The sequence below is a fragment of the Chitinophaga sp. YR627 genome (genome assembly GCF_900114995.1).
Taxonomy (GTDB): Bacteria; Bacteroidota; Bacteroidia; order Chitinophagales; family Chitinophagaceae; genus Chitinophaga.
Window position 1 is genome coordinate 25800 of sequence record NZ_FOUX01000001.1, and the last position, 17914, is coordinate 43713.

Annotated in this window: 10 protein-coding genes; 6 read left to right on the plus strand and 4 right to left on the minus strand. The window is 47.3% G+C overall.

The window, feature by feature from the left end; genetic code table 11:
- Positions 1–3: 3 nt before the first annotated feature.
- A complete protein-coding gene (locus BMZ72_RS00100) occupies positions 4–1455 on the plus strand; it encodes an ABC transporter permease (RefSeq protein WP_218155186.1) in 1452 nt (483 codons plus the stop codon).
- 3 nt (positions 1456–1458) lie between these two features.
- Positions 1459–2814, plus strand: coding sequence for an ABC transporter permease (locus BMZ72_RS00105; RefSeq protein WP_089804038.1), 1356 nt, complete (start codon positions 1459–1461; stop codon positions 2812–2814).
- A gap of 54 nt (positions 2815–2868) precedes the next feature.
- Here the strand turns inward: BMZ72_RS00105 and BMZ72_RS00110 are convergent, their stop codons facing one another.
- The gene (locus tag BMZ72_RS00110; RefSeq protein WP_089804040.1) at positions 2869–3945 is read right to left on the minus strand and encodes a hypothetical protein; all 1077 of its coding nucleotides are present in this window, start codon (positions 3943–3945) and stop codon (positions 2869–2871) included.
- Positions 3946–3951: 6 nt separating this feature from the next.
- On the minus strand, positions 3952–4827 hold the full coding sequence (locus tag BMZ72_RS00115; protein ID WP_089804042.1) for a helix-turn-helix domain-containing protein: 876 nt from the start codon (positions 4825–4827) through the stop codon (positions 3952–3954).
- A gap of 199 nt (positions 4828–5026) precedes the next feature.
- Here BMZ72_RS00115 and BMZ72_RS00120 point away from each other — a divergent pair, with 199 nt between their 5' ends.
- A complete protein-coding gene (locus BMZ72_RS00120; protein ID WP_089804044.1) occupies positions 5027–7555 on the plus strand; it encodes an alpha-L-arabinofuranosidase C-terminal domain-containing protein in 2529 nt (842 codons plus the stop codon).
- 8 nt (positions 7556–7563) lie between these two features.
- Positions 7564–9624, plus strand: coding sequence for a glycoside hydrolase family 127 protein (locus tag BMZ72_RS00125; protein WP_089804046.1), 2061 nt, complete (start codon positions 7564–7566; stop codon positions 9622–9624).
- A gap of 65 nt (positions 9625–9689) precedes the next feature.
- Here the strand turns inward: BMZ72_RS00125 and BMZ72_RS00130 are convergent, their stop codons facing one another.
- Positions 9690–11837, minus strand: a complete 2148-nt coding sequence (locus tag BMZ72_RS00130) for a RagB/SusD family nutrient uptake outer membrane protein (RefSeq protein WP_089804050.1) — start codon at positions 11835–11837, stop codon at positions 9690–9692.
- A 25-nt stretch (positions 11838–11862) separates the two neighbouring features.
- A complete protein-coding gene (locus BMZ72_RS00135; RefSeq protein ID WP_177222624.1) occupies positions 11863–15129 on the minus strand; it encodes a SusC/RagA family TonB-linked outer membrane protein in 3267 nt (1088 codons plus the stop codon).
- Positions 15130–15819: 690 nt separating this feature from the next.
- Between BMZ72_RS00135 and BMZ72_RS00140 the strand changes: the two genes are divergently transcribed.
- Together BMZ72_RS00140 and BMZ72_RS00145 are read left to right on the plus strand one after the other, a co-directional pair.
- Positions 15820–16851 carry a lipase family protein gene (locus BMZ72_RS00140; RefSeq protein WP_089804052.1) on the plus strand — a complete coding sequence of 344 codons (1032 nt, stop codon included), beginning with the start codon at positions 15820–15822 and terminating at the stop codon, positions 16849–16851.
- A 180-nt stretch (positions 16852–17031) separates the two neighbouring features.
- Entirely contained in the window at positions 17032–17910 is an 879-nt protein-coding gene (locus tag BMZ72_RS00145) for a hypothetical protein (protein WP_143087552.1), read from the plus strand.
- Positions 17911–17914 lie beyond the last annotated feature (4 nt).

Here is a 17914-nt window from a genome sequence, read left to right on the forward strand (position 1 = left end):
TCGATGATGAATATCAGTACAACGAAATTATTCGCTGCGCAGATATACTGGAATACCCTTAAAAATAAAGCATTGCGGGTATTGCTGGGTATTGTCGCGCTGCTTATCATATATGCCGCCTTCAGTGGGGCACTTATTTATCAGGAGCAAACCCAGACCCGCCAGCACTATCAGCATGAGGTAAGGACCAACTGGGAGAAGATGCCGGATAAACATCCGCACAGGATGGCGCACTACGGTTACATTGTATTCCGTCCTAAACACCTGCTTAGCGTATTCGATTATGGCATGGAAAGTTTTACGGGTAATGCTGTGTTCCTGGAAGCGCACAGACAGAACAGCGCCAACTTCTCTGAAGCTGGCTTCAGCACAGGAATGCTCCGCTTCGGAGAGATCAGTATGTCCATGATACTACAGGTATTGGTGCCACTGGTGATCTTTTTTATCGGATTTGGCGCAATCGCAACTGACAGAGAGAATGGCACCTTAAAGATGCTGCTCAGTCAGGGCGCCACCTGGAAAGAAATATTAACGGGTAAAGCGATTGGCTTACTGGGGATCGCTGTGTCTGTACTGTTGTTTGCTGTCGTTGTTTTGCTGGTAGCTTGTCTGGGCATAGCCGGCAGTCAGATCAATGGCGATGATATATTGCGGATTGGGACGGTATTGCTGACCTATACGCTGTATTTCAGTATTATCTGTCTGCTGACGGTGATCATTTCTGCTGTGAGCCGGACCGCGAAGTTTTCGCTGGTAATATTGATCGGCATCTGGCTGACCGCTGTCGTTATTTTCCCGCGTACCGCACAGGCAATAGGTAATTTTCTCTATCACACTCCGTCCAGAATTGCCTTTGAAGCGGCTGTTGAAAAGGACCTGATCAAAAAAGGAGATAGCCACAATCCGGATGATCCTTATTACAAGGCACTGAAAGATTCTGTGCTGAAGGCTTACCATGTACAGTCCGTCGATGAACTGCCTTTCAACTATGGTGGTTTTCAGATGAAGGAAGGGGAGCGGTTGAGTGCAGACATCTATAATCAGCATCTGGCAGGACTACTGGGTATCTATCAGCAGCAAAATAATGTATTGCGGTTGAGTGCTATTGTCAATCCCTTTACCGCCCTCCGGAATTTATCCATGGCGGTCAGCGGGACAGATTTTCAATCTTATACCGGGTTTCAGCAACAGGCGGAGACTTACCGTTATGCGCTGGCGCAGCACATGAACGATCTGCAGATAAAGTATATCAGCAATAAGAAGCCGGATGATCATGATCATCCACCCAGTATCAGCAAAGCGCATTGGAAAGAATTTCCTGATTTTGCTTATCAGCGTGCCAGTCTGGGAACAGTGATGTATCATGAATTATGGTCCCTCCTGGCATTGCTTTGCTGGACTGCCGGACTATTACTGCTGATAAAGCTCCTTTCGAATAAATTAAAAGCTATTTAACGTATGTTTTTATTGTTATTAAAAAGCTTTCTGCGTTCCAGAATAGCCGTGGCGGGTATTGTGATCGTATTGCTGGCAGGGATAACCGGTATCTTTATTGGTCAGCAGCATATCCGTAAACAACAGGAAGCCATTGCGCTGACGGAACATTTCCAGCAGGAACATATACAGCGAAATGCGCAGTTTTTCGATAAGGAATTAGGTTTACTGCTATATTACCTGCGCTTTAGCCTGGTGAATAAACTGCATCCGCTGAATGCATTGAGTATCGGGCAAAGAGATGTGAACAGTTCTATACAAAGTCTGACCATCCGTAACCTGGAAGGTCAGAAATATGATACAGACCTTTTTAATCCGTCCAATGTGCTGACGGGCAATCTGGATATGGGCTTCGTGCTGATCTATCTGTTGCCTTTACTGATCATCGCCTTTACTTACAGTTTGTTGTCAGAGGAAAAGGAAGACGGTACCTGGAGATTGGTCGCCACACAAAGCAAACGGCCTGTCAATGTGCTCATCCGTAAACTTTTTGTGCGTATGATTACTGTACTGATGGTATTTGCCGTACTGCTGCTGTTGGCCACTTTTATTTTATCATTGCCTGTGGACAAGCTGTATCTGGCAGTTATTTGTCTGGCGTTTATCTATATGCTTTGCTGGTTTGGCATCAGTTTCTGGGTGATCTCTCTGCAACGTTCTTCCAGTACGAATGCGGTGATATTGCTCAGTATATGGATATTGCTGACCGTTGTATTGCCCGGTGTCGCCAATAATTTCATTACCAGCCGTTATCCTGTACCGGAATCTATGGCGACCGTCGTACAGCAACGTGAAGGATATCATGAGAAATGGGACATGGAGAAGCAGCCGACAGTAGACCGTTTTTACGCGCACTATCCGCAGTTCAGTAAGTATCCGCTGCCAGATAAACAATTCAGCTGGTTATGGTATTATGCCATGCAGCAGATGGGGGATGATGAAGCGGCTGTACAGGTGAAGCAGCTACAGGAGAAGTTACGTCTTAGGGAGCAGTCCAGTGAATATATAGGTTATTTCATTCCAACCCTGCATACGCAGCAGCAGCTGAATAGCCTGGCCGGCGCCGGGCTGGCCAATCAGTTACAGTTTATGGATAGTACTGCCAGATTTCATGAAAGGATGCGGCTGTATTTTTATCCGAAGATATTTGAAGAGGCGAAAGTGAAGAGCGTGGACTGGGACATGTTCAAAGTAGAATATTTCTCTGAAGAGAAACGTGTTAGCTGGGGAGGATTATTGTTGCCGTTGCTGTTGGTCACTCTTGTATTTTCGGTGACAGGGTGGATGAACTTTAACAAGCGGATGACAGCCTTCGCTTAGTTACGCTATACAGTTGGAAAAAAAAGAGAAGCAGGTATCATTCCTGCTTCTCTTTTATTCTGTATCCGGACTTAACCATTGATAATCTTTTATGTACTCCCACAGCGCCCACGTTTTCATTTTCTTCTTTTCAATAAACTGCCCTGTCCAGGGATTAAACACATAGACAAGATATTTGTAAGTCGGCTTCCTGTCATACGAACCGCTGGGTATCCCTTCCGTTTGTGGAATGGTCAGGTAGTAAAGAAAGCGCCTGGAACCATCTTCCCCTTCAAAAACCAGGGTGCCATCAGCCTTCGAGGTATCACTTTCCGGAAATCCCTGTCTGATTGCCTCTTTTAACACGCCGGCGAATGTCATTTTGAATGCGGTGCGCGGATTGCCGGCTTCGAATGCATGAGAATTTTCAGGATCAAACACGCCGGCTGGACTGAAAGTGAGTCCTATCCGGCTATAGGAATTTTGTTCGTCGATTTTTACATTATAAGATAACATATAGCTTACAGGTGGCTCTTCCAGTTTATCCGTCCAATAGCTCCAGCTTTTACTATCAGTCACTTTAGATAGTGAGGCATTGAATATCACGTTCTTTGTAAAAAAGTCGCGGCCATACCTTTCAATAATAATACTGTCACCTTTGGCTTTCATCGCCATCTGTTCTTTATAGTAAGGATGCCTGAGCATATCATAGACCGTCCACGTCAATGTATTATAATCAAATGTCTGGTCTGGCTTTCCGTTTTTCAGGTATTCTCTGTATATCCCTGTCTTGTTTCCTTTTTCATCAAATTCAGTGACATCTTTTAACTGCGGACTGCCATCATAATAATACTCATCAAGGATAAGATTGCCTTTGCGGAAAGTTTTGATATGCCTGATCTTATTCTCTTCCTCATCCGTCCAGCTGCTTTTTTCCAGTATGAGGTCGCCTAAGCAAAGCGAATCATTGAAGGACCATAATGTCGGTAGTATATGACCTTCAATCGTATCATAATAGGCGGCCACCGTAATTTCTTTATGATAATCTTTTTTAAAACGATCTATCAATAAACTGTCTTCTTTACTGAGTTGTTGCCCGAACAAACATTGCGTACTGCAAAGCAGTGCAAATAATATAGATATAGGTTTCATACAAATTTATACGTAGGCCTCAGGCAATCTGCCTGCTGCAAACATTTTCTGGTATTCCACAGGCGTTTTCTTCGTCATGGATTTAAATTTCCTGTTGAAGTAGGATATATTGTTAAACCCTGACTGCAGACTGATCTGATTCACCCCTAACAGCTGTTGCTGTAATAACTTACACGCATGGCCGATACGTACTTCTATCAGGAATTCTGAAAAGGTCTTACGGGTATATTTCTTAAAGTATCTGCAGAAAGCTTCCGGTGACAGGCAGGCGACAGATGCAATATCATTCAGCGGAATTTCCTCTTTGAAATTACGCAGGATATAGTCCAGCACTCTCCCCATGCGTTCTGATTCGGCATGATCGGATTTGCTGCTGAAGCCACGGCTGGACAGCAGTTCAAATTCAGCGGACTTTGCCAGGGTATGCAGCACTGACAACAGCTGAATGACAATGGCCGTTTCATCCATCTGTACCATCGCCCGGAGCATACGAGTGACTTCCTGTAAGGTTTCACCTGTAAAGGTGAAACCCCGGATGGCTTTGTCCAGTAAAGCCCGGATAGGTTTAAACGGCGCTTTGTCAAAGAAGCCTTTACCGAGGAAGTCCTCATTGAACTGGACCACGATCTGATGGATATCCCTTGGACCTGCGATGTGTTTATTGCTATAGGTATGGGGCAGATTGGGTCCGAAAAAGCAAAGGTCCCCGGAAGAGAATTCGGCAATATTATCACCGACAAAGCGCTTACCTGACCCATTCAAAATCAAAATAAGCTCATACTCCGGATGGAAGTGAAGGGGGAATTCATTTACGGTGAAATGTTCCTCTTTTACCACCAGGATATTGGATGACGGTATAATATTCTCCCTGTATAGTTTCATGGGATTTGCAGATTCTGTGGGTAAGATAGGTAAAATATCAGCAAAAAAAGGCCTTATATTGGTCAATATAGTGCAACTTCCCGCTAACCCAGTGCTAAACTCACTTTGATTTAAAATGCAATTTTGTTCCGTAGCAGTTGCAGTACGCAGCTTATCCACGGTTTTAATGCAGGTTCTTATCAGATAAATAGTAACACGAATGCTTTTTCGCAGGTCTCATGTGTTGCCGGCAGCAGTATGCCTGGCGCCACTACTCTTTTTATGCCAACCCAGCTTTTCACAGGACAACCGTATAGTGGTCAATGCAGGACAGACCATGAACCGGATACCGTCCACCATTTATGGTACCTGTATTGAAGACGTGAACCATGAAATATACGGCGGCTTTTATGCCCAGCAGCTTTTTGGGGAAAGTTTTGAGGAACCTTCTTCAGGGGCAAATTACAAAGACTGGAACAAGTACACCGGTTATTGGGCCGCCGAAACAGCTTATAGTGATGGCGGACTGACCCTTATTCCCGGCAGGGGTACAAAACGTTATATCGGTAAGATCGATATAGGGGTTGAGCCGGACGATCATGCACGTCTGGTCTATGGTCCTTTAACGATCAGCAATGGTACTGTCAGTTTTGAGCTCAGGATGCCTGAACCAGATGGGGCATCTGCCGGCGTGTTGTTGCGGGTATCCAATGCGGGTACCGGAGAGAATAGTTTGCGGGGATACGGTGTTAGTCTTTCCCGTAATGGCAGACAACTATTGCTGACAAAACATAACAATAATTATACGCTGCTGGCGCAGGGCGCTGTAGCTGTTAATCCGGCTGCCTGGAACCGTATCCGTGTGCGACTGGAAGGAACGCTTATACAAGTATTCCTGGGAGAAGCTAAGCAGCCATTGATCAGTTATGAAGATAAACAGGCGCCTTATCTCACCGGTAAAATAGGGCTGACTACAGCACGTACTGCCGTTGCTTTCCGGCAGGTGCAGTTGACCGATGGTAGCAAGACCGTTTCTCTGCCGTTGGTCAACGAACCCTATCAACAGGTGAGTGATCACTGGGATATGATCAGGGATGACGATGTTCGGGCGGCTTTTGCGCTTAGTCAGGAGAATGCGTACAATGGTGTGACCGCACAGAAAATAACATTCTCTGGTGGAAAGGGCAGGGCAGGTATTGCCAACCGGGGACTGAACCGCTGGGGAATTGCGCTGCAGAAAGGACAACGACTGAATGGTGCTGTCTGGTTACGGACGGAGAGCGGTCTGGTGAATGTAACAGTGGCGCTGGAAGACCTTAGTGGGACTAAAACATATGCCAGTCATACTATTTCCCTGGAAGAAAAAGACTGGACAAAGTTTGATTTTCCGCTGACCGCAAATGCGGCTGATTCAATTGCCCGCTTTGTGCTTTATATAAGTGAAAAAGGAAGGATCGCTGTGGACCAGGTATCCCTCTTCCCGACAGGGGAGCAATTGTTTAAAGGCCTTCCTCTGCGTGCAGATATAGGCAATGCGATCGTTGGAGAGCAGATATCTTTTATCCGCTACGCGGGATCGATGGTGAACGCAGCAGGATACCGGTTCAAAGAGATGATCGGCCCCAGAGATCAGCGTCCGCCATATACCGGACATTGGAATAAGTATGCTACCAATGGTTTCGGGATAGAAGAGTTTTTGCAGTTCTGCGAAGCCGCCCATCTGCCGGCAGCCTTTGCCATCAATATCGAAGAGACAGCCCAGGATGTGTCAGATATGGTGGAGTACCTCAATGGAGATGTCTCCACCACCTGGGGGAAGAAGAGAGCAGATAACGGTCATCCTGCTCCCTATAACGTGAAATATATCGAGATCGGCAATGAAGAAGCACTCTTCAGAGGTGATAACAAGGAGGATTATGAACATTATATTGAACGCTTTAATGCATTGTATACCGCTATTCACAGTAAAGACCCCGGTATTAAACTGATCCAGGCTGCCTGGTGGCGTCCGGAGTCTAAGCATGTGGAAACAGTATTTAAGGCATTGAACGGTAAAGCGGATTACTGGGACTTTCATCCATGGGCAGACGGTAAGGACGCCGGTCTGGACATAGACAAAGAATTAACCCGGATGCAGGAATTGTTCCGTAAGTGGGACCCTCATACATCCATGAAATGTGTCATCTTCGAAGAAAACGGCGCTTTACACAATATGCAGCGTGCCCTGGGACATGCTACTACACTGAATGCCGTCCGTAAACATGGCGATTTCCTGTTGACCTCCTGTCCTGCGAATGCCTTACAACCTTATCATCAGAATGACAATGGCTGGGACCAGGGACAGATCTTCTTTACGCCAACCACCGTATGGGGTATGCCGCCATACTATGCACAACGTATGGCTGCCCTCAATCACCTGCCTTTACGTGTAAAGGAAACGGTGACAGGAGCGCTGAATGTAACTGCAACTATCAGCGAACAAAAAGATACGCTGGTACTGCACATTGTCAATACGGCTGATCAGGCGGCAACGACCGTACTGGAACTAAGCAATTTTGGCAACAGGAACAACCGTATGGATACCTGGACGCTTGCAGCTCCACTGGCAGCAGAGAACCTGCCGGAAGCGCCCGGTCAGGTCAATGTGCAACAAAGCGCTATAAAGCTGTCGGCGGCTCCGGGGATTCAATACACATTCCCTGCATTCTCTTACACTATTTTACGTTTAACCAAAAAGACCCGTAAATAACATTATTCATGCAAGCTCGCTCCACGATGCAAATACTCAGGAACATACATACGATCAAGGTGTTTTCTCTCAGCGCGCTGCTGGCCGGCAGCATTGCTGCGTACGGACAGCCCACTACGCCAACAGCTCATATTATCCAGCCTGCGGACCTTTCCCAGGTAAAGATCAAAGACGCATTCTGGACACCAAAGTATAAAGTATGGACCACACATACAGTCTATGATGTGCTGGACAAACTTGAAGGGAGTTATGATCCCGACAGACAGGATCTGATCGATGAAAAAAAACGCCAGGGTAAAACGAGGAATGCTTTCCTGAATTTCGACAGGGTCGCATTCGGAGAAAAGAATACGCAGGTGTTTGATGGGCCGCCATGGTACGATGGGCTTGTATATGAAACCATCAGAGGCGCTGCCGATCTCCTCAGTCAGTACCCGGATAAAAAACTGGAAAAGAAACTGGACGCCTATATCGAAAGGATCGCTGCTGCACAGGCGGCAGATCCTGATGGCTATATCAATACCTATACGACACTTAACCGTCCCGGTCAGCGTTGGGGAACCAATGGTGGTGACGACAAGTGGCAGCATGATGTATACAATGCAGGTGCGCTGATTGAAGCGGCTGTACACTATTATCAGGCAACGGGGAAAACCCGTCTGCTGAATGTGGCCGTGAAAATGAGCAACTATATGTATGCACAGATGGGACCAGCACCTAAACTGAATGTTATTCCGGGGCATGGCGGACCGGAGGAAGCGTTACTAAAACTATACTGGCTGTTTAAGACAGACCCTGCACTGAAAGCTAAAATAAGCGTATCTGTGCACGAAGAACAGTATTACAGTCTGGTGCAGTTCTGGATCGAGAACAGAGGTAACTATGGCAGTGGCTCCTATGCCCGTAAAAGTGATGGCGCCTACAACCAGGATCATCTGCCGGTATTGCAGCAGCAAACCATAGAAGGACATGCGGTACGCGCTACTTTACTGGCCACCGGCGTTACGGCGATGGCGATGGAAAATAACAATCCGGCTTATTTTACAACTGCTGTTCATTACTGGGATAATATGACCGGCAAACGCATGTTTGTGACAGGCGGGGAAGGGGCTATTGCAGATCAGGAGAAGTTCGGTCCGGACTACTTCCTGCCTGAATCTGCCTACCTGGAAACCTGTGCCTCCATTGGTGCTGCATTTTTCAGTCAGCGGATGAACCAGTTGCTGGCAGACGGTAAGTACATGGATGAATTTGAACGTGTGCTATATAATAACCTGCTGTCAGGCCTATCGTTGTCAGGTGATCATTATTTCTATGAAAATCCGTTAATCGCCAAAGATCATAAACGATGGGCGTGGCATAGTTGTCCTTGTTGTCCGCCGATGATCCTGAAAATGGTAGCAGCGATACCGGAATATATTTATGCCGCGGATAAAACCGGCTTGTATGTCAACCTGTTTATCGGTAGTGAATACAAAGGGGCTGTGGGGGATAAAAAGGTATCCCTGAAGCAATCTACACAATACCCCTGGAAAGGTACTACACAGATCGAAGTCAATCCCGCACAGGAAGGCGACTTCGCCATAAGTGTACGTATACCTGGCTGGGCGCAGGGCAAAGAAAATTACTTTGATCTTTATACCTCTCAGGTGACAACGCCGGTTGCGCTAAGTATAAATGGAATAGCGGTTCCCGTTCAGCCTGTGAAAGGTTATGTCAGCATTCAGCGTCGCTGGAAGAAAGGAGATAAGATCACGCTGGAATTGCCCATGCAGCCAAGGCTGATATTTCCACATGACTCCGTAGAGACAGTCCGGGGCAAGGCGACTATTGCCGCCGGTCCTGTTATTTATGGACTGGAAGGAATTGACAACAGCGGGTTGGATAGCTTAGTTGTCAGTCGGAATACACCTTTACAGCTGGTATTCAAACCAGGTTTCCTGGGAGGTGTAAATGTGGTGACAGGAAGAGAGGGAGGTAGCACGTTTACTGCTATTCCGTTCTATACGCTGGCCAACAGACAGGTAGCGCCGTACAGGGTATGGTTGCCGCTTGAAAAAGCAGATTGACATAAACTGAGTAATCCGTTAGAAAGGCGTCCCACTGACAGCGGGACGCCTTTTCTGATTCATCACTAATACCCCGGATTTTGATAAGCCGCCAATGCGGACGCATCAAGCGCCTGTCCATTGGCATCCGTCAGCTGTCTTAAAAAATCGTTCGGCCAGGGCCTGAAGGTGAACGCTTTCTTCATCTGTCCTTTTCCGTTTCCATCCTGTCCGTTGCCATTGGCGGTATTGGCCGCCGGGATCCACCGTCCTGCCAGTGGGGAAGCCATCTGGTTCAGATAGATCGTACGTTCGTAAAGAATGCCGGCATTATGGAGGTCTTCCCAGAGCATACCTTCCGCCAGCAGCTCTCTGGTCTTTTCATTATAGATGAATTGAATAAACAGGTCCTGTATGCCACTGGCTGTGGGGATATAATGTTCTGCCTGCGCTTCCGGTGTACCTGGTGTGAAGATGCTGGTGGTAATGCGGAGCGCATTGTAGGAACTGCCATTTGCGGGATAAGGGGATGTCTTTTCCGCAGTACTTAATGCTGTGGCCTGGGGTTCCCATTGTACAAGTACTTCCGGACGGTTTTCGCCTGACTTAAACGCAGCCCGTTGTCTGAGCACATTGATATCGTCTACTGCTCTGTCATACATCCCCTTACGACCATAAGCTTCGGCCCGCACCAGGTAAGTCTCGGCCAGTCGTATGAGAATAGCGTCGCGGGTGCCATTTTCGCTGTTAAAGTTGCTTTCATCTGCACTGCCACCCCTGAGCGGATCGACATATTTCTTTACAGACAAATAGGGGGCAGGGGTACCGGTATTCAGACCAATGGAATTCTGATTGTAGTTAAGGCGGTAATAATACCGGCCGCTTACGGATGATCTTACCCAGCGTACGATAAACTGGTAAGGCTGACTCATGACAGTAGTAGAATCCAATGCGGTTGACTGTTCATTTTCCAGATATATCAAAGCCCTCCTGCCAGGTAGTGCCCGCGGATCACCGGCAACAACAGCCGGTTCTCCGGTAGGTTTATTGAGGTTCCACCAGGCCGCTGCTGCCGCATTCCAGGTAAATCCGGCTGTGCCATTGCGGAGGTACTCATACTGGAAGGTTTTGTAATAACGGGAGTCATTTACTTTGTCAGTGAATACATCATATCCGAAATCAGTCGGTTTAAAAGTGCCAAAAGGACGGCCATAGGCCATGGAACGGATCACACCCGTTGCATCGGTGTAGTTACCGGTGTGATAGTTCACGGAGCGGTTGCCAAAACGGCCGTTAAGGGACGTATTAACGTCAAATTGGGCCGCCCATAACACTTCCTTATGAGGAGTCGTCTCGGAGACTTTCGGGTCAAATAAGGTCCAGTAATCAGGCGCCAGACCGGCAGGTCCGCCTGCCGCATTGATCACCTCTGTAGAAAGCTGTATACAGGAGTCAAGATCAGTGGGTACATTGCCTTTATACAGCATTGCCAGGTGTTTTTCTCCATTACCCTGAAAACCGGCGGCCTGTGCCCGGGTAAGATAGAGTTTAGCAAGAAAATGTCCTGCCGCCAGTTTGCCTGTACGTCCGCGGTCAGTGACGCTCAGGGGCAGGTCATTATATGCTTCTCTCATATCGCCGATGATCTGTTTATAGATTTCTTCCATTTTTGCTTTCGGATAATAGTAGATCTGATTATCCTCACGTTTAGGAATTAGTAGCAGTGGGGCATCTCCCAGTTGATTGGTGATCAGGTAATAAGCCCAGGCACGCAGAAACAGGATCTCCGCTCTTCTCGCTTTACGATAGGCTTCATCAGTCCCGAATTTCCCCGGTCTGATCCTGTCCAGCACATCCAGTGCAATGTTACAGTTATTGATATGCGGATAGGCGCCCATAGGAGCATTACTGGCATTGACAGCTCCCAGGTAGTTGTAGACGTTGCTGGTGATGGTGCTGACGTTGGAGCCGTATCGGGTGGCTGTCAGCGTTGCGTAGGTATTATCGCTGGTCATATAGGCGTCTGTCTCTGTTTGTGTGAGTCTTGCGCCATTGCCATCCCATTCATGTTTAACACGGGCATATACATAGAGTCCGTTGATCAATCCATTCAGTCCCTCTTCTGTATTGTAATAATCCTGTGTCAGGTTGGAGACCTGTTTTTCTTCCAGGAATTTCCTGCAGGAAAAGCTGCCGGTTGCAAAAAGTATCAGTATCAGGAGGAGTTTTTTCATACCGTTGTTTTGAATGCGTTAAGTATCACAGTCCTACTCTCAGACCGAGAACAATGCTGCGTGGAAGGATCGTATTATTGTTGGCCCCACCCAGCGGATTGGTGTTAAATGAGTTGGGTTGTGATTCGGAAGCCCAGTTGGTTTCATCATCCGGATTCAGTCCCATCTTCACCACTTCGCCACCAAAGATGAAAGGGTTCAGTACCTGTACATTGAACTGTACATTTTTGATATTGGCCCGGTTAAGTAGTCTGGCGGGAACATCGTAAGTGAGCGAGATGTTTCTTACTACTGCAAATGAACCATTTGCATACTGCATAGCGGATGTGATATTGGTATAACCTGTTGTACCCAGCATCTGCAAAGGCCATTTACCGCTTTGGTTATTCCAGCTCCAGAAGTCCTTTTCATTTCTGCCGAATGTACCGGGATATCCTCCAAAGTAGGTCTGTCCGATGCGGGCATAAATGAAGGAGCTTAAACTGATGCCTTTATAACGGAATGTATTCGTGATACCGCCATACCATTTGGGTCTTGGCGTGCCCCTGATCACATAGTCGTCTGCGTCGATCTTATAGTCTCCGTTCTGATCCACCACCTTTACGGTGCCGGGTTTGAAATCCAGTCCGCCGGTTGTTTTGAACTTGTCCATTTCTTCCAGTTCCTTCGGTGAACTCCCCCATATCCCGTCATTTTGCAGCTGATAGAAGACCTGCCATGGTTGTCCGATGAACAGGCGGGAACTGATGATATCTTCTTTACCATTGATCAGTTCTACGATCTCTTCTTTGTTACGGCTCCAGTTGATCTCCGTACTCCAGGTGAAATTTTTCGTCTGCACATTCACGGTGTTGAGACTGATCTCCACGCCGCGGTTCCTTGATTTACCAATATTCATGACTTTGGTAACATAACCGGAGAGCGCCGGAATATCCCTGGTGAAGAGCAGGTCGGAGGTGTTTTGTATGTAATATTCCGCGGAACCGGAAATACGGCTGGATAGTACGGAGAAGTCAACTCCTGCATTCAGCTGCGCTGTTTTCTCCCAGCTCAGGTCCGGGTTCTGGATAGATTGTGGCAGGGCGCCTACGGCAGGAGTGGACCCGAATACGTAGTTATTGCGGCTCAGCGGACCGGTGGTGGTATACGGCGCTACGGAAGAATTACCTGTGACACCATAGCCGATACGTGGTTTCACTTCATCGATCCAGCTGATGTGGCGCATGAATTTTTCCTCCTGTAATTTCCAGGCCAGGGCAAAGGAAGGGAAGAAGGCCCATTTATGCCCGGTGGACAATACTGAGGACCCATCCCAGCGGCCGGAGGCCGTCAGCAGGTATTTATTCAACAATGTATAGTTTACCCGTCCCATAAAGGAACCCAGCGTGTTTTCTGTAAAGCCGGTACCGATGCCCGGATTACCCTGTGTGTTGGAAGCAAGGTCATACCACAGACTAAGCGGTATGATCAGGCCGCCTACACTGGTGCTCGTACTCTCTCTGCGCGATTGCTGGGCAGATTGCAGCAGTGTCATACCCAGGGAGTGTGCTTTACCAAATGATTTATCGAAGTACAGGAGGTTCTCCATCACCCAGGAGAAGTTTTCCTCGCGTGCATAAGAGGCCGTATTGGCACGTGCGCCCAGGTGTGCAGTGATATTCGGACCTGTCCATGCACCACTTCTGAAGTTCCTGATCTGAGCGCCGAAGTTGGCCCGGTATTTCAGCCAGGGCGTGAATTTCACTTCTGTATATATGTTGCCAAGGGCGGAGGAAATACGCCGTTCATTGAGGGCCTGACCTATATCTACCAGCGGATTCCACATATTCAGGTTACCGCCGGCATTCCTGACATAGTTGCCGGTACTGTCTGAAGGAAATGCCCATGGATATTGTTCAATGGCCCGGCCATAGAGATCTTTTGCGCCGGTGTTGCCCTGATTGGCATTGGTACCAAAGTTCTGTTTCGCCAGTGATGCGATCATGGATACACCGAGGGAGAACCATTTGTTAGCTGTGATATCGCCATTCATATTGAGGTTGAAACGTTCAAAATCCTGGTCGCGCTGTACACCTGTCTGTTTGTTATAACCCAGTGACATATAAAGGCGGGAGGTTTCTGTACCGGAGGATACGGCCACCTGGTGGTTTTGCGTGATACCGGTGCGGGTCACGGCGTCTATCCAGTTAAAGCCAGGGATATTAGCTGCATTATACACCGGGATCATAGCGGGCCAGCCCAGCGCTTTTTCTTCCGCTGTTGTGGCGCGCATTTTTACTGTTCCATCCGTATTCCATGCATAACCTTTCATAGTAGCTGCCAGCAGTTCGTTATAGTTGCTGGTCACACCGGAGGCGGAGAAATTCAGACTATCCAGGTGAGGGTCGGCATACCATTGTTGTGGTGCTACTTTCAGGTCAGTAGGAGCGTCCGACTGATAACGGCGTCCGTTAATGAGGGCATTTCTGAGGCGATCGATGTATTCACCCCCACTGATCCAGTCAGTTAATGACTTATAACTATCAAAGGATACACTGGAAGATACGTTCACAGCGATCTTTCCTTTCGTGCCTTTTTTTGTAGTGACGAGAATAACGCCATTGGCGCCTCTCGATCCGTAGATAGCGGTTGCAGAGGCGTCTTTCAGGATTTCCACGGATGCAATGTCGTTGGGGTTCAGGTCATTGATGGAAAATGAATTGACGCCCAGGGCAGCAACAACAGGTACGCCATCCACCACATATAAAGGCTCGTTGGAGGTGTTCCCGGAGCGTGTACCGCGGATGCGTATAGAGGGTACTTCACCCGGCTTGATGTTGGTGGCTACGTTCAGACCAGCCGCCTTTCCCTGCATCGCCTGTGCGAGGTTCGTGACAGGACGTTCCTGTATTGTCCTGGCAGAGATGCTGGTCAATGCGCCGGTCACGTCGCTCTTTTTCTGCGAACCATAACCCACGACCACCACTTCGTTAATAGCTTTGGAGATGGATTGTAGGGTGACATCCATCGTACTACGACTGCGTACGTTGACCTCCTGTCTGTCAAAACCGACGAAACTGAATGCAAGCGTCGCATTTCCGGAGCGGACCTGTAAGGAAAAGGAACCATCTGTTTTGGTGGTTGTCATGTTTTTTGTACCCGTTTCCATGACGGTGACACCCTGCAGTGCCTGTTGATTGTTGTCGGTTACTTTACCCGATACACGGAGCGTCTGTGCAGCGACGCACAGGGATAACAATACGGGTATTGTGGTGAGCAACATACGCTTTAACAGTGTAATTTTTCTATTCATAATGTAAGCGATTGTAATGTCAGATTGTTTGAAGGCTGTGTGGCAGAAAGTGCGCGTTATCCCGGTCCCTGAAGTACAGGCAACAGCGTGCCTGATCATGGTGTCTGTACCCTGATAAAAAAGGCAATAAATAATATGTCGCAGTCCGGCGAAGGATTGCGTTGCCTGTAAGAAGATGATAAATGATGATTACTCCTGTTTGAAGGAGCCCTGATTCATTGACTGTTCGCTCGTATATTCAGGTTGACTGTTTTCCAGAGGCTTCACGGTAGCGGGTCGGGGGGAATGTGGTCAACGTGTCTGATGGGTCATCACTGTTTGCTTACAAAAAGGGCTTATTCAAATGAAAGGGTTGCTACTGCTGTAATGTACGATCGTTTACGTACTAACAGGGCATAGTAAGGTGAACAACGTTTTTTCATAACGACGAGAATTTGTGGAATATAATTAATAACACTATACTACGATTAAGCAACATAATAAGTGTCCTAGGGTGTCCTATTGACACTAAAAGACATTGACTGTTTTTGCAATTAGTGGATTTATTGCAGTGATCATCACATTGTTAAATGTTGTTATGTCTTCCTGTGGATGCGGGAAACTTGTTACCTTCGCCGTGTATGAAAAACTAAAGCACCACATCGATACTCATTTATAGTTTTCTCTTTTCTTAACCTTAAAAACACGATTATGAAACCGATTAGCCCTAATGTTGCTAATTTCAGCGCTCAACCCGCTGATGCCTCCAATGGCGTATGGCTTTGCCTTGTCACTTACACTACAAACCCCGTTAATGAAATTGGTCAGTATCTTCCCGGCTGGCAGATCATCTGGAATGGTGTACAGACCTTCGACGGTAACTATGCTTTTGTTGCTTCAGACGCCGCCGGAGAAAACTTTGCGCTGGCGATCCGCGGCTCTCTGCCCCCTAAAGACATTTTCAGTAACTGGAATGCGTTTGCCAACTGGATACTGGAAGACCTGAACGTCGTAACACAGTCAAAATGGCCTTACACCTCACCGACAGTAAATGACGCTGTTGTAAGCAGTGGCGCCTACCTCGCATTTACCAATATCGAATGCATGAGGGATTCGTTGGGTTCAGGGTTGTCCCTCCTGCAATTCCTGCAGCAGCACGTTATTAATGCAGGTAAAAAACTGCTGATCACCGGACATAGTCTGGGTGGCAATATGGCGAATGTATACGCGTCTTACCTGGTACAGCAGATCAGCGTCACGGGTTATGTCGCCAGTAAACTGTCGCTCTTTACATTTGCGGCGCCTGCCTCCGGCAACAGCAGTTTTGCCCGGGATCTGGATGATAAACTCCCTAATGCGTGGCATTATCATAATGCTAACGATATCATCCCCAACTGCCCGGTAGGCAACCTGATCGTCCTGACAGGTCTCCTATATACGCCGCAGCCGGCAGCATACAAGATCTCCGTTACATTTAAAGGGCTGACAGTGACTTTACAGGAAGCTTTTCTGATGCTGGGTGGTATATTCCTGTTGTATGATTATCAGCAGGAGAGTAATCACTACGTGATCTTTGGTACGGACCTGTATCCGGAATATGAGGATAATACCCTGGAGGACTGGTTCGCGCAGGCAGGTGCACAGCATGCACTGAGCAACTATGCCACCTTCCTGGGTATAGACCTGCCGGTTATTACGACCAATTCACTGGTACGGCCATTGGTCGCACCTGCATTGGGTTGATGATCTTGTATATAAGTATCCAAAGGGCAGTCAGTACTGCCCTTTGGCGTTTTACCTGGTTCAGCTATGTTTTATGGTCATCAGCGCTATAACGAATCTGCAGATATACTTATATTCGTGTCTTAAATAGCTGTTGAGCCGTATGGAGCAGCTATTGTTGATTTACAGAAAACCTTACTTATGAGACTTCTTATCATGCTTACAGGCGCCTTTTTTACCCTGGCGACCGATTGTTATTCCCAACAGAAAAATACGCCTGCTGTTTCATTCAATGGCTTATATATCAGTAAAACCGGAACCGTGGCGGATGGTAAAATCGATGTGTATACCTACCTCAGATTTTACAACGATGGGAGCGTATATTCTCAGACTGTTAGCAGCCTGGATGCTCAGGCGGTGTCTGCATGGTTCGGAAGATATAAGCAATACGCACAGAAGGGATATTACCAGGTAAAGGGACCTAAAGTGGACATTCAGCTGAGTAACAAAGGTTTAGCGGATGCCCGTCTGGAAGGGGAGCAGCAAACGATGTATGAAGGGAATGTCTCTGCGGATAACCGTTTGTGTCTGACAGCCGGTAGTGAAAAGAAGGAGAACTGTTTTAACTTTTATCCGGTGATGGATACTACAGTAAAAAAATATTCGCAGCATAAAGCGAATATCAAACTACCTGGTGAATGGAAAGTGAAACAAATACTGGAGGGTGGACAGGTATTTTTCATCAACGCAGATTCAACGATCGCTGCAATGGCTGTTTTTCCTGCCTCCGAAATGGAATCATATAAAGAAGGACAGGATGATTTTGTGACGACAGAGACTTACTATGAATGGGATTCCAACTACATGCGGGATGAACGGAAAATGACGGTGAAGAAAATAACAGAGAATAAGGATAAGTCGTTCATTATCTGGAATGCAAAGGATCAGTATAATGACAATAATTTCCTGTTCGGCACCCACAACGGGCTTGTCTACAATATCATGATCTACGATAAGAAGATGCCGGTGGAGCAGCAACTGCGATATATAGAAATGCTCTATGATCTGAATAAGGAATAAGCCC

Bases quoted from the DNA above. Each gene is read 5' to 3' on its own strand.
- BMZ72_RS00100 (WP_218155186.1), top strand. From the start codon at position 4: ATGATGAATATCAGTACAACGAAATTATTCGCTGCGCAGATATACTGG.
- BMZ72_RS00105 (WP_089804038.1), top strand. From the start codon at position 1,459: ATGTTTTTATTGTTATTAAAAAGCTTTCTGCGTTCCAGAATAGCCGTG.
- BMZ72_RS00110 (WP_089804040.1), bottom strand. From the start codon at position 3,945: ATGAAACCTATATCTATATTATTTGCACTGCTTTGCAGTACGCAATGT.
- BMZ72_RS00115 (WP_089804042.1), bottom strand. From the start codon at position 4,827: ATGAAACTATACAGGGAGAATATTATACCGTCATCCAATATCCTGGTG.
- BMZ72_RS00120 (WP_089804044.1), top strand. From the start codon at position 5,027: ATGCTTTTTCGCAGGTCTCATGTGTTGCCGGCAGCAGTATGCCTGGCG.
- BMZ72_RS00125 (WP_089804046.1), top strand. From the start codon at position 7,564: ATGCAAGCTCGCTCCACGATGCAAATACTCAGGAACATACATACGATC.
- BMZ72_RS00130 (WP_089804050.1), bottom strand. From the start codon at position 11,837: ATGAAAAAACTCCTCCTGATACTGATACTTTTTGCAACCGGCAGCTTT.
- BMZ72_RS00135 (WP_177222624.1), bottom strand. From the start codon at position 15,129: ATGAATAGAAAAATTACACTGTTAAAGCGTATGTTGCTCACCACAATA.
- BMZ72_RS00140 (WP_089804052.1), top strand. From the start codon at position 15,820: ATGAAACCGATTAGCCCTAATGTTGCTAATTTCAGCGCTCAACCCGCT.
- BMZ72_RS00145 (WP_143087552.1), top strand. From the start codon at position 17,032: ATGAGACTTCTTATCATGCTTACAGGCGCCTTTTTTACCCTGGCGACC.